This is a genomic window from Streptomyces sp. NPDC093109, from assembly GCF_040701725.1.
In the GTDB taxonomy this organism is placed as follows: domain Bacteria; phylum Actinomycetota; class Actinomycetes; order Streptomycetales; family Streptomycetaceae; genus Streptomyces.
In genome coordinates, this window is record NZ_JBFBEZ010000033.1 from 32,297 (window position 1) to 44,978 (window position 12,682).

At 70.8% G+C, this 12,682-nt stretch carries 10 protein-coding genes; 4 read left to right on the plus strand and 6 right to left on the minus strand.

All coding sequences use genetic code 11. The annotated features are described in order from the left end of the window. Positions 1-39: 39 nt before the first annotated feature. Complete coding sequence (locus AB0389_RS27370; protein WP_366398157.1) at positions 40-858, minus strand: EI24 domain-containing protein; 819 nt, start codon at positions 856-858, stop codon at positions 40-42. Between the two features lie 187 nt (positions 859-1,045). Here AB0389_RS27370 and AB0389_RS27375 point away from each other — a divergent pair, with 187 nt between their 5' ends. Then, entirely contained in the window at positions 1,046-3,679 is a 2,634-nt protein-coding gene (locus tag AB0389_RS27375) for a M14 family zinc carboxypeptidase (protein ID WP_366398158.1), read from the plus strand. Between the two features lie 89 nt (positions 3,680-3,768). Here AB0389_RS27375 and AB0389_RS27380 read toward each other — a convergent pair whose 3' ends face one another. The 5 genes from AB0389_RS27380 to AB0389_RS27400 form a co-directional block, all read right to left on the minus strand. Then, positions 3,769-5,184 carry a family 43 glycosylhydrolase gene (locus AB0389_RS27380; RefSeq protein ID WP_366398208.1) on the minus strand — a complete coding sequence of 472 codons (1,416 nt, stop codon included), beginning with the start codon at positions 5,182-5,184 and terminating at the stop codon, positions 3,769-3,771. Between the two features lie 148 nt (positions 5,185-5,332). Beyond that, complete coding sequence (locus tag AB0389_RS27385) at positions 5,333-6,307, minus strand: arabinan endo-1,5-alpha-L-arabinosidase (RefSeq protein ID WP_366398159.1); 975 nt, start codon at positions 6,305-6,307, stop codon at positions 5,333-5,335. A 223-nt stretch (positions 6,308-6,530) separates the two neighbouring features. After that, on the minus strand, positions 6,531-7,145 hold the full coding sequence (locus AB0389_RS27390) for a hypothetical protein (protein ID WP_366398160.1): 615 nt from the start codon (positions 7,143-7,145) through the stop codon (positions 6,531-6,533). A gap of 166 nt (positions 7,146-7,311) precedes the next feature. Then, a complete protein-coding gene (locus AB0389_RS27395) occupies positions 7,312-8,820 on the minus strand; it encodes an alpha-N-arabinofuranosidase (protein WP_366398161.1) in 1,509 nt (502 codons plus the stop codon). 333 nt (positions 8,821-9,153) lie between these two features. Then, the gene (locus AB0389_RS27400; protein WP_366398162.1) at positions 9,154-10,161 is read right to left on the minus strand and encodes an NADP-dependent oxidoreductase; all 1,008 of its coding nucleotides are present in this window, start codon (positions 10,159-10,161) and stop codon (positions 9,154-9,156) included. 125 nt (positions 10,162-10,286) lie between these two features. Here AB0389_RS27400 and AB0389_RS27405 point away from each other — a divergent pair, with 125 nt between their 5' ends. The 3 genes from AB0389_RS27405 (at position 10,287) to AB0389_RS27415 (ending at position 12,583) form a co-directional block, all read left to right on the plus strand. Then, on the plus strand, positions 10,287-10,730 hold the full coding sequence (locus AB0389_RS27405; RefSeq protein ID WP_366398163.1) for a MarR family transcriptional regulator: 444 nt from the start codon (positions 10,287-10,289) through the stop codon (positions 10,728-10,730). A gap of 13 nt (positions 10,731-10,743) precedes the next feature. Beyond that, complete coding sequence (locus AB0389_RS27410) at positions 10,744-11,334, plus strand: hypothetical protein (RefSeq protein WP_366398164.1); 591 nt, start codon at positions 10,744-10,746, stop codon at positions 11,332-11,334. A gap of 205 nt (positions 11,335-11,539) precedes the next feature. After that, positions 11,540-12,583, plus strand: a complete 1,044-nt coding sequence (locus AB0389_RS27415; protein ID WP_366398165.1) for a rod shape-determining protein — start codon at positions 11,540-11,542, stop codon at positions 12,581-12,583. Positions 12,584-12,682 lie beyond the last annotated feature (99 nt).

The following is a 12,682-nucleotide window of genomic DNA, read 5'->3' on the forward strand; positions in this document are numbered from 1 at the left end:
AACATGGCATACATCACACCTGATTTACCTTTTCTTTACTCACCCCTCCATGATCGGATGCGTCTGGGAAGCGTCCCTGGTCGCCGCCGCCGGAGTCGGCTCGGGCAGATCCAACGACGGTTCCACTGGCGCCAGTTCCCGCACCAGCATCGTCGCGCCCGCCACCGCGCCCGGCATCAGGAAGACCGCCACGAACGGTACGAGGAAGGCGAGCGTCAGGGGTACGCCGAAGCCCAGAGCCAGCATGCGGCGGCCCCGGAGCAGTACGAGGCGTTCCTTCAGCTGGATCTCGCGGCGGGCCAGCGCCACCGCTGTCAGTTCCTCGGCCAGGAAGAAGCCGGAGACGCAGAAGCCCAGGACGGGGATGACCGTCTGTCCGATGACCGGGATGAAGCCGAGCGCGAAGAGCAGTACGCCGTACAGCGCGACGCGGACCAGGATCCGGACGCTGTCCCGGGTGGATATCCACAGGTCGTGCCAGAACGACAGGCCGGACTGGGGGACTTCGCCGCCCGCCTCGCGGTCGACGTCCTCCGACAGCACGTCGTAGAACGGCGAGCCGATCAGCAGGGTGACGGCCGTGAAGGTGATCACCGCGAGGAAGAGGCCGAGCGCGAAGACGAGCACGGTCAGGGAACCCCGGAAGAGGCCCAGCCAGGGCGAGGACCAGCCGTCGGCGAACGGGGTCGACCACGCCACCAGGTTGTCGGCGCCGAAGCCGAGGCCGACGAGGGCACCCGCGTACAGCACCAGGGTGATCAGTCCGGGCAGCAGCCCGAAGCCGAACCGGCGGCCGTGGGTGCCGGCCCACCGCTGGCCCTTCAACAGATAGCCGAATCCGGCCGTGAGATCACGCATGGGACGCATGGCAAGCAGACTACCGGCGCCCTCTGACAGCCCCGGTCCCGTCCGGGACGGACGCGGCCGACCCCTCCCCGTCATACGGAGGTGGTCGTTCCGGAACACAACGGGTAGACCCTGCCTGACGATCAGCGCCACCGATCATCGTCTATCGCTTCCCTCTACAGCCGGAGGAACCAGACCTATGGGCATACCCAGCCGCACACCCCGCCGTATCTCCAGACCCGCCCTGCTCACCACCACCGCCGCCGCCGTCACCGCCGGTGCCCTGCTGCTCGTCCCGCTCCCGACCGCCGTCGCCGCGCCCGACCCCGGCGCAGCCGCGCGTCAGCACCCGCACCCGGTACGGGAACGCGGCGGCCCGGACGCCGGCACCAGCACCGCCGCCGCGCTTCCGCCGGCCAAGCCCGCCGGTGCCGGCACTGGTACCGGTGCCGGCACCAGTGCCGCGCCCGCGCTCCGCAAAGACGGTGGCTATCCGCGCCGTACCGTCCTGAGCGCGCCGCCCGAAAACCCGGCCGACAAGTCGATCAAGCTCGGCCTCGCCCCGTACCACTCGCTCGCTCCCCGGCTCAACGCCCTCCAGAAGCTGGGTGATCGCGTCGGCGTCGAGGTCGCGGGCCGTTCGGCGGGCGGGCACGAGCTGTATCTCGTCACCGTCACCGCGCCCGAGAGCGCCCGGCAGGCCCGCGAGCAGGACCGGATGCGCGAGCTGATCGGGAACTCCCCCGCCACCGCCGCCAAGGACCGGGCGGTCAAGTCGTCGTACAAGACCCCGGTCTTCATCAACAACAACATCCACGGCAACGAGTGGGAGGGCACCGATGCCGCCCTCGCGCTCATCGAGGAGCTGGCGAAGGCCAAGGACGCGAAGACCGCCGGGCTGCTGGCGAAGAACCGGATCTACCTCAACGTCACCGCCAACCCCGACGGCCGTATCGCCGGCACCCGCGCCAACGCCAACGGCTTCGACCTCAACCGGGACTTCATCACCGCGTCCCAGCCCGAGGTCCGCGCCATGCGGCAGATCGCCGTCGACAAGCAGCCCGCCGTCATGCTCGATCTGCACGGGTACGTCAACGGCACCCTCATCGAGCCGACGACCCCGCCGCACGGCGAGAACTACGAGTACGACCTCTTCCTCAAGAACACCTACGCCAACGCCCTCGGCATGGAGAAGGCGGTCAACGACCTCGGCTACACGCCCGCGAAGGACGGCGTCCAGCCGCCCGTCATCCCCTTCCGCGACCAGCAGGAGGGCTGGGACGACTGGCCGCCCATCTTCACCCCGCAGTACATGGCCTTCCAGGGCGCGGTGGCCTCGCACACCGTCGAGTTCCCGATGCGCGTCAACAACAGCTCGTACGACTCCCTGCCGGCCGAGGAGCTGCGCCGGCGTTCCGCGATCAACACGGACATCGCGGGCGCGGTGATGCGCGCGACGCTCGACTACACGCTCAGCCACCGCACCTCGGTGCTCGCCGACCAGATCGAGGTGTTCCGGCGCGGCGCGGCGGGGGAGGCGCAGCGGCCGGTGTCCGAGAAGACCGTGCCGGGGGTGCCCGGCATCGGTCCCGAGGACGTGTACACCACCGACTTCCCGCGCGCGTACGTGATTCCGGCGGGCGCGGGTCAGCGCTCCGCGACGGCCGCCGCGCGGCTGGTGGACCATCTGGTCGCCAATGACGTACGGGTGGAGCGGGCCGCCGCCGGGTTCCGGCTGGACGGACGCGCGTATCCGGCGGGTTCGTACGTCGTCGACATGCGTCAGCCGAAGCGCGGTCTCGCCAATGTGATCCTGGGCGAGGGCCGTGACATCAGCGCGGATGTCTCCACCATGTACGACATCTCGGGGTGGAGCCTCGGGCTGCTGTGGGGCGCGAGCGTGGACAAGGTCCAGCGGGTGGCAGGGCGGCTGCCGGTGGCCGGGCGCCGGGTCGTGGCCGCCGCGCCGACCGGTTCCGTGGCCGGGGGCCGGGGCGCGCTGCGGCTCGCGCTGGACGACGCGAAGGAGCTGACGGCGCTCAACTCGCTTCTCGCGCAGGGCGTTTCGGTACGGCGCGCGGCGGACGGCTCGGCCGTCGTACCGGCGTCGGCACGTCCGCAGGCGACCGTACTCGCGAGCCGGTACGGGGTCGCCTTCGGCGCCGCGAGCGAGCCGGGGACAGCAGCCTTGCACCGTACCCGCGTCGCCGCCGCCGTCACCCCCGGCGAGCAGTTCGCGCTGCGCGAGATGGGCTTCGAGGTGACACCGGTGTCGACCGCGATCCTCAACGCGGGCTTCGACTGGTCGGCGGCCGAGGTGCTGTACGTGTCGTCCGGGCTGTCGTACGGCGCCCTGAACGCGACCGCGCGCACGGCGCTGAACGGCTTCCTGGCCGGGGGCGGCCGGGTGGTCGCGGTCGGTTCCGCCGGGTCGGCGTTCAACACGGCCGCCGGGCTGCTGGAGGCGCGTCCGGTGGCGGGCAACGGTGACGCCAACGGTGTGGTGCGGGTGGTCAACGCGGGTGGCCCGGTCACCGGTGGCGCCCCGGCGCACGCCTTTGTGTACTCGCCGCGCTGGTTCACCGCCCTGGGCTCCGGCGTACGCGTCGACCAGTCGTACGCCACGGGCGACCCGCTGGTCTCCGGCCACTGGCGCGCGCTCGCCAACGGCACGGGCGGCCGGGCGGACGCGGCGGGCCGCGCGTCGGTCGTCAGCGGTACGTCGGCGGTGGGCGCGCCGGTGGTGCTGTTCGGCACGGAGCCGCTCTTCCGGGACCACCCGAAGGGGCAGTTCGCGCAGGTCGGCCGGGCGCTGCTGGGCGCGGCGGGCTGACACGAGGGCCGGCGTACGGGGTGACCGTACGGGCTGGCCGTACGGGCGGAGGTGCCGGGGGCGGCCGTGCGAGCGACCGCCCCCGGCCCTCAGCTCACCGGCTTCAACTGCCACTGCTGGCAGGTGTTGTTCAGCCACGACCACTGCCGTACGTCGGCGCCGTCGGCCGTCGAGCAGTTCTCGACGTCCGCGACCTTGCCGCTGCGGGCGCCGACGATCCGTACCCAGCCGCCCCGGTCGGTGACGACGAACCGGAACGCCTGGCAGGTGTTGTTCAGCCAGGACCACTGGCGCAGATCGGCGCCGTCGGCGACGGAGCAGTTGGCGGTGTCGAGGACCTTGCCGGTGGCGGTGTTGACGAGCCGGCTGGTGTCGTTGCCGAGGTCCTCGATCCGCCACCGCTGGTGGGTGCCGCCGTCGCAGCTCCACTGGATGACGTTCGCGCCGTCGGCCGTCGAACCGTCCGCCACCTCAAGGCACTTGCCGCTGTTGCGGTTGACCAGGGTGTAACCGGTGGGGGTGGCCGCGCTCTCGCCGGACGGGCCGGGGAGGGTGCGGCCGGGGGCGACGGGGGTGCCGAGGTCCGGGGTGCCGTCCGCGTTCCAGGTGAACTTCTGGGCGCGGGTGGTCCGTCCGTTGTCGCAGCCGCCGCTCGCGGAGTTGTTGGCGTGGTAGACGATCCAGCTCTCCGTTCCGTCGGGCGAGGTGAAGAACCCGTTGTGGCCGGGGCCGTAGACCCCCGCCGCGTCGGAGCGGGAGAAGACCGGGGTGGGTTTCTTCGTCCAGGAGGACGCGCTCAGCGGGTCGGTCCCGGTGTAGGTGAGCAGGCCGAGCTTGTAGTCGGGGGTCCAGCAGCCGCTCGCCGAGTAGACGATGAACGTCTTCCCGCCCCGCTGGAGCACTTCGGGCCCCTCGTTGACCGTGCCGCCCGCTCTCTCCCAGTCGTAGCCCGGCGTGGAGATCGTGGAGAAGCCGCCGCTCAGGGTGTACGGGTTGGACATCGGCGCGATGACCAGGTTCTGCGTACCGCCGCCGCTCGCGCTGCCGAGCAGGTAGAGGCGGCCGTCGAGGGTGAGGAGACTGGCGTCGAGCATCCAGCCGCCGCCCAGTTGGTTCTTGTAGGTGTACGGGCCCATCGGGTCGGTGCCCGCGCTCTCCAGGACGTGGACGCGCTGGGTGGGGTTGTAGTCGGTGATGCCCTGGCCGGCCACGTAGTACAGGTACCAGTGCCCGTTGACCAGATGGATCTCGGGCGCCCACATGTTGCAGCAGCGCGAGGAGGTGGAGTCGGACCACACCTGGACGCTGGGCGCGGTGGCGAGCCCGGCCAGGGTGGGCGACTTGCGCATGGTGAGTTCGGAGGTCCAGGACGTGGTGATGAGGTAGTAGTCACCGTCGTGGTACTGGATCCAGGGGTCGGCGCCCTTCTGCGACTTGACGGGGTTGGTGTACGGGCGGCCCTCGGCTGCCCCGGCCGGTGGCGCGACGATCGCGACGAAGCACATGAAGGCGACCAGGGCGGAGCAGAGCAGGACGAAGAGGAAGGCGGGCGGGGGCGGCCGGTCGACGTGTGCCGTGGTCCGGCTCGTGTTCCGCGTCGTGGTGCGCGTCATCTTCCGTGTCGTGGTGTGCGTCATGGGATCGCGTCGCCCGTCAGTACGCCGTCGGCCAGCCGCCGGACCAGCTCAGCAGATTGACGCCGAGCTTGGGCGTGCCGTTGTCCTGGCCGTCGTAGTAGTGGTAGACGAGCAGATCGCCGTCCGTGTCCGCCATGACGGACTGTCCGCCGGGGCCGATGTAGCGGTCGTGGCTCTCCAGCACGGGCGTGCCGCCGTTGTTCATCATGGCGACGCCGTTCTTGTCGGCGTAGGGCCCGGTGACCCGGGAGGCCCGGCCGACCTTGATCTTGTACGTGGAGGCGGTGCCGGCGCAGCACGTGTCGTACGAGGCGAAGAGGTAGTAGAAGCCGTTCCGTTTGACCAGGTACGGCGCTTCGACGGCCTTGGTCCCGGTGGGGCGGGAGGCGAGGGCGTAGCGGGTGGTGTCGCCCGCGTACTGCTTGCCGGTCGACGGGTCGATCCGGATCATCTTGATCCCCGTCCACCAGGAGCCGAAGGTCAGCCACCAGGTGCCGTCGTCGTCGACGAAGAGGTTGGGGTCGATGGCGTTGTAGTCGCTGCTCGCGTTCGACGTGTAGACGGTGCCGTAGTCGGTCCAGCTGCCGGGCTGCCCGGTGGTGGAGCCCGCGAGGCCGATGGCGGAGGTGCTGGAGCCGAAGGTCGAGACGGCGTAGTACATCAGGTACTTGCCGCCGTGGTACGAGATGTCCGGCGCCCAGGGGTCCTTGGCCGGGGAGTACGTGGACCACCAGGCGGGCCGGGTGGGAAAGGCGGAGCCCGCGCGGCCGAAGGCGACGCGGTCGGTGGAGGTACGGGCCTGGAGGCCGTCGCCGGTGGAGTAGAGGAGGTACTGCCCGGCGGGGGTGCGGAGCATGGTCGGGTCGTGGACGACGATGTCACCGGTGACCCGGCCGGGGTTGGGGTAGGCCGAGGCGCTGCTCGGGACGAGGGCGAGGAGCAGGGCGGCGGGCAGGGCGAGGAGCAGGGTTCTGCGGGAGGTGCGGCTCACGCGGACTCTCCTTACGGCGTGGGGGGAGAAAGCGCGGCCGGCGGAACCGGATCCCGTTCGGCATGCCGGACCGCACGCGCGGTGTCGGACGGGAAACTAGAGTCGAAGCGCTTGCGCGTCAACGGTTCACGCAGACGTCCTTCGCCGGGTGCGCGTGCCCGTGCGGTGCCCCGGTGGAGCGCTCCACCGGGGCACCGTACGGGCACGCGCCTCCAACCGGCTCTCAGCGCGCCTCGGCGACCTTGAAGTCCACCGGCTTGAAGTCGGTCCAGCCCTTGCCCTCGGCGCCCGCCTCGGCCTTCACATGGGTGACCTTCCTGTCCCAGTGCCTGGGCAGCGAGACCCGGACCTTGACGCTGACCGTGGCGCCCTTCTTCACGGTCCGCTCGCCGAGCCCGGCGAAGGAGTGCTCACCGCGCTTCCCTTCGGGCGTGTGCCCCCACGGCACCTTCTTCCACGTGCCGTGGCTGAGCTCCTTCAGCACCGGCTGCTCGGGCGCGTAGGTGCTGTAGCCGAACCGGACGTGTTCGAGGGTGTGTCCGGTGTCGTTGTGCACGCGGAGGATGAACGTCTCGGCCTTGCCGCCCGGCTTCAGCGTGGCGTGCGAGGACCAGTCGACGATCCTCACTTCCGCGCCCCCGGCCCGGCCCGTCACCGGGACCGGCGCCGGTGACGGCTTGACGTGCGCGGGCGCGGCGTACGCGGCGCCCGCCCCCAGCAGCGAACCGGCGACCACGGCGCTCCCGAGCGCCAGCACGCCGGTCCGGCGCAGCGCACGCGCGCCGCGCCGGCCGGTCCCGTTGTTCCGGACGCCGCTACCGCCATTGAAAAGTTCCACTTTGGGCCTCTTTCTCACGGTTCACATCTCTCTGTGAGCGAGTGAAACGGAATCATCCGTTCCAGCCTGCTCGCCCCGAAAGATGGCGATCTCCGCGTGGGCGTTTCATGCCCGTACAGAGTTTCCGTACCGATGAGAAGTGCTTTACCCGGCCATGCCGTTGGCGTCAGCCCGCCAGCCGGATCACGTTCCAGGAGAGCGGCTCCAGAGTGGCCGTCAGGGAGCCGTCGGCCAGGGACGTGCCCTCGCCCGCGTGCGGGGTGACGCGGTCCTGGTGCTCCAGGGTGTTCTTGGCCTCCGGGTCGGCGTCGGCGAGGACGCTGTGCTCGACGACCGTCGTCAGACCGAGGCCGGCCAGCTCCACGGTGAGCGGCAGCGCTTCGGTCTGGCTGCGGTTGACGGCGAAGACGGTGACCGAGCCGTCCTCGGCGCGGACGGCGGTGGCGTGCAGCAGGTCGGCCTCGCCGTGCTTCTTCGTGGTGTGCGACGGCGAGTCGACCCGTACGTCCAGCACGGTGCCGCGCCCGTACTTCGACGCCTGGGCGAAGGGGTAGAAGGTGGTCTGCCGCCATGCGGCGCCGCCCGGCTCGGTCATGATCGGCGCGATGACGTTGACGAGTTGGGCGAGGCAGGCGACCGTCACCCGGTCCGCGTGCCGGAGCAGCGCGATCAGCAGTGAGCCGAAGACGACGGCGTCGGTCACCGAGTAGATGTCCTCCAGCAGGCGGGGGGCCTCCTGCCAGTCCTCGACCGGGTGCGGGTTCGGCTTCTCCAGGTACCAGACGTTCCACTCGTCAAACGAGAGGTTGATCTTCTTGTCGGACTTCAGCCGGGCCCCGACATGGTCACAGGTCGCCACGACCTTCTCGATGAACGCCTCCATGTCCACCGCCGAGGCGAGGAAGGAGTCCCGGTCGCCGTCCGTCTCCCAGTAGTAGCTGTGCAGGGAGACATAGTCGACGAGGTCGTACGTCTCGGCGAGGACCGTCGCCTCCCACGAGGCGAAGGTGTCCATGGTGGAGTTGGACGAGCCGCTGGCGACCAGTTCGACGTCCGGGTCGATCTGCCGCATCGCCCGCGCGGTCTCGGCGGCGATCCGCCCGTACTCCTCGGCCGTCTTGTGGCCGGTCTGCCAGGGGCCGTCCACCTCGTTGCCCAGGCACCAGAGCCGGATGCCGTACGGGTCCTTGTCGCCGTTCGCGATGCGGCGGTCGGAGAGCTCCGTGCCGGACGGGTGGTTGGCGTACTCCTGGAGCTGGATGGCCTCGGCCACCCCGCGCGTACCGAGGTTGACTGCCATCATCGGCTCGGCCTCGGGGCCGGCCTTGCGGACGAAGTCGATGAACTCGCCGAGCCCGAAGCGGTTGGACTCCGTGGTCTTCCAGGCCAGGTCGAGCCGGCGGGGCCGCTCGTCCACCGGTCCCACGCTGTCCTCCCAGCAGAAGCCGGAGACGAAGTTGCCGCCCGGGTAGCGGATGGCCGTGGGGCCCAGCTCGCGGACGAGTTCGAGGACGTCCGTACGGAGTCCGGCCTCGTCGGCGGACGGGTGGCCGGGCTCGTGGATGCCGGTGTAGACACAGCGGCCAAGGTGTTCGACGAACGAGCCGAAGAGCCGGGGGTTCACCTCGCCGACCGTGAAGTCCGGGTGCAGGGTGAAGCGGGCGGATCGGGTCATGGCTTCCTCAACTGATTCTGTGCGGCGAATACGGACGGGGACGGGGACGGGGAGCGACGAGAGGGACGGGAGGGACGGGAGGGACGGGACGGACACGGAAGCGCTTCGACCGAGAGTGGTCCGGCCCTGTACGCGCTCCCACCCCACCGTCCGAAATGCCGAACCGCAACCGTAACTTCGAACGAAAACGTACGGTCGATCAGGAATTCACGTCAATGCCTCGCCCAAAAATCCGGGCCATGTCCAGAATGCCGAACAAGCGAACAAAGCGACGAGGGCCGCGCCCCGGGTGGATCGGGGTGCGGCCCTCGGCCGTGCGGACGATGGTGGTGCTCAGCCCAGGGTGACGATCATCTTCCCGGTGTTGTCACCCCGGAGCACACCGAGGAACGCGTCGAAGCCGTTCTCGATGCCCTCGACCGTCGTCTCGCGGTACTTCAGCTGCCCCGAGGCGATCCAGCCCGAGACGTCCTGGACGAACTTCTCCTTGAGACCGAAGTGATCGCCGACCAGCATGCCCTGGAGGCGCAGGCGCTTGCCGATCATGAGGGCGAGGTTGCTCGGGCCGGCGGTCGGGCCCGTGTTGTTGTACTGGGCGATCGCACCGCACAGGGTCGCGCGGCCGTTCACGTTCAGCGCGGAGATCGCGGCTTCGAGGTGCTCGCCGCCGACGTTGTCGAAGTAGACGTCGATGCCGTCGGGCGCGGCTTCCTTGAGCTGCTCCCTGACCGGGCCGTTCTTGTAGTTGAACGCCGCGTCGAAGCCGTACTCCTCGATGAGCAGCTTGACCTTCTCGTCCGAACCGGCCGACCCGATCACCCGCGAGGCGCCGTTGATCTTCGCCAGCTGGCCGACCTGGCTGCCGACGGCCCCGGCGGCGCCGGAGACGAAGACGGCGTCGCCCTCCTTGAAGGACGCGGTCTCGAAGAGGCCGGCGTAGGCGGTCAGACCGGTCATACCGAGCACCCCGAGGTACGCGGGGAGCGGAGCGTCGATCCTGGTGGCGCGCGCGGCCGGGAGCTCGGCGTACTCACGCCAGCCGAGGCCGTGCAGAACATGGTCGCCGACCGCGAAGCCCTCGGCGCGGGAGGCGATGACCTCGCCGACCGCTCCGCCGTCCATCGGCCGGTCCAGCTCGAACGGCGGGGTGTACGACTTCACGTCGTTCATCCGGCCGCGCATGTACGGGTCGACCGAGAAGTGCAGATTCCGGACCAGGATCCGGCCCTCACCCGGCTCGGTCACCGGAACGTCGCGCAGGGCGACGTCCGACGGCTTGGGCCAGCCGTCGGGGCGGGCGACGAGATGCCAGGCGCGGCCGGATGTGGGGAGTGCGGTCATGGGTGCGGGTCCTCCTCGGACGGACGGGTGCGGTGAGCCTCACCTCGACGGAAAAGCTTCATCACCTGAAACAACCATGCACCTGAATATTTCATGTTGTCAAGCATCCGGGTACGCTGGTGTCCATGGCCACCCCACCGCCCCGCACAGACCCGCTGACCCGCGAAGTGGTCGAGCTCATCGGCTCCGTCGTGGCCCGCTACTACGAGGAGTACGAGCGGGCCGCCGCCGAGCACTCCCTCACCGGCGCCCAGGCGCGGGTCCTGCGGCTGCTGTCCCTGGAGCCCATGCCCATGCGCCGCATCGCGCGGCAGCTGAAGTGCGAGCCGTCCAATGTCACCGGCATCGTGGACCGGCTGGAGGCGCGCGCGCTGGTGGAGCGGCGGCCCGACCCGGCCGACCGCAGGGTGAAGCTGGCAGCTCCGACGGAGAAGGGCCTCGCGACGGCGGAGCTGATGCGGGACACGCTGGACTTCGCCCGGGAGCCGCTCGCCGGGCTCTCGGTCACGGAGCGGTCGCTGCTGCGGGATCTGCTCAAGCGGATGCTGGGCGAGGACGTACTCCCGTGACCAGAATGGCCGTATGACGTCCCAGGGGCCGTTCGGGCCGCTCGAATTCCAGCTTGTGCTGCTGCGCAGGATGGCCGACCACCAGCCCGATCTGGTCGACGACGCCCGCCGCGAGCTGGGCGTCTCCCTCGCCACCATGCGCGAGGCCAACCGGCGCTGGCAGGCGCGGGCGCGCTCGCCGCACGCCCGGGGCGCGCTGTCCCGCTACCGCGCCGCGCTCGGCGCGCCGGAGCACACCGTACGGCGGCGGATCGGCGATCTGGAGTGCGAGGCGCTGCTGTGGCCAGTACCGCTCTGGCCCGGACTGCGCTTCGAGGTGACGACCGGACCCGGCGGCGCGGTCTGGAACGAGTGGCTGGTCCGCGCGCCGGGCGCGGCGGGCCCCGTGCTGCGTACGGCCGCGGATCTGCGCCCCTGGGCCTGCACGGTGGACGAGGTCGCCCGCGCGTTCCCGCCCGCCCGGCCGATGGAGGGCACCGCGCCGACACGGCTGCGGCTGGCCTTCACCCCGGGGCAGGGTCAGGATCAGGAGCGCTGGGTCGCCGAGTTCACCTGGGGGCTGTTGCAGCGCTGGGCGCCGGAGAGGCCGGAGTCGTTGGCGTAGGACGGAGCCGTCTGCGTAGGACGGAGCCGTCGGCATAGGACGGAGCCGTCGGCATAGGACGGAGCCGTCGGCGTAGGCCGGAGTCGTCGGCATAGGACGCCCGTACGGACCAGCCCGGCGGGCGCGGTGACCCGTCCGGCCGCAGGATGCGAAGTGGGCCGGCCGCCGCCGGTGACCCACCTCAGCGCTCTCGGGAGACCCTGCCGTGACCGTCAGTCTTGAGCAGTTGCGCCGCTGTCACCTCGCCGTCGATCTGGGGGCCGCCCGGACCCGGGTCTTCGTGAAGGGGGCCGGGCTCGTCGTGGACGAGCCCAGCGTCGCCGCCGTCAACACCCGTACGGGCGCGCTCATCGCGGTCGGGGCGCTCGCCGAGCAGATGACGGGCCGTACCCCCGACTACATCCAGGTCGCCCGGCCGGTCAGGGGCGGCACGGTCGTGGACGTCGAGATGGCGCAGCGGATGCTCCGGCATCTCATCGGCGACAAACTCCGCCGCCAGCTGCGCCGCAAGCCCTTCCTGCGGGCCGCCGCCTGCACCCCGCACGACAGCGACCCGCTGGCCCAGCGCGCGGCCGTGGAGACCCTGGTCGGTCTGGGCGCGCGCCGGGTCGAGCTGGTGGACACGCTGATCGCCGCCGCCGTCGGCGCCGGGCTGCCGGTGGAGCAGCCCACCGCCACCATGATCATGGTGTGCGGTGCGGCGACCACGCAGGTCGCGGTGCTCTCGCTCGGTTCGATCGTCACGGCGCAGCGGATCCCGATCGGCGGCAACGCCATCGATCACGCGGTGATCCAGTACCTGCGCCACCAGCACGAACTGATGCTGCCCAGCCAGTCCGTACGCCCGTTGCAGCTCGCGCTCAGCGGCAACGGCCTCAACCCGCAGGGCCCGTCGACCACGGAGATCCACGGCCGGGACGTGGCGACGGGCATCGCCCGCTCGGTGCTGGTGGACACCGCCGCCGTACGGGCCGCGATCTACACCCCGCTGACCGCCGTCCTGGACGGCATCGGCAAGGTGCTGCGGGACTGCCCGCCCGATCTGGTGGCCGACCTCGCGGACCGCGGGATCATGATGGTCGGCGGCAGCGCGCTGCTGCCGGGCCTCGACCAGATGCTGCGGGACGCGACGGGTGTGCCGGTGGCGATCGCGGACCGGCCCGACATCTGTGCCGTCCTGGGCATCGGGGCGATGCTGGAGGGCAAGGTCAGGCCGATGGTCCTTGACCCGCTGGCCGAGGCGCACTGAGGCCGGCCCGGTGAAGGGCGACGCGGGCGGTACGGGCGGCGGGGATGGCGCGGACGGCGATCAGGACGACGGCGCGGAGGCCCCGCCGCCCCCGCTCCC

What these genes read in the sequence shown, in the direction of transcription:
- AB0389_RS27375 (WP_366398158.1), top strand. Translation starts at nt 1,046, where the DNA reads ATGGGCATACCCAGCCGCACACCCCGCCGTATCTCCAGACCCGCCCTG.
- AB0389_RS27395 (WP_366398161.1), bottom strand. Translation starts at nt 8,820, where the DNA reads ATGACCCGATCCGCCCGCTTCACCCTGCACCCGGACTTCACGGTCGGC.
- AB0389_RS27400 (WP_366398162.1), bottom strand. Translation starts at nt 10,161, where the DNA reads ATGACCGCACTCCCCACATCCGGCCGCGCCTGGCATCTCGTCGCCCGC.
- AB0389_RS27380 (WP_366398208.1), bottom strand. Translation starts at nt 5,184, where the DNA reads ATGTGCTTCGTCGCGATCGTCGCGCCACCGGCCGGGGCAGCCGAGGGC.
- AB0389_RS27410 (WP_366398164.1), top strand. Translation starts at nt 10,744, where the DNA reads ATGACGTCCCAGGGGCCGTTCGGGCCGCTCGAATTCCAGCTTGTGCTG.
- AB0389_RS27370 (WP_366398157.1), bottom strand. Translation starts at nt 858, where the DNA reads ATGCGTGATCTCACGGCCGGATTCGGCTATCTGTTGAAGGGCCAGCGG.
- AB0389_RS27405 (WP_366398163.1), top strand. Translation starts at nt 10,287, where the DNA reads ATGGCCACCCCACCGCCCCGCACAGACCCGCTGACCCGCGAAGTGGTC.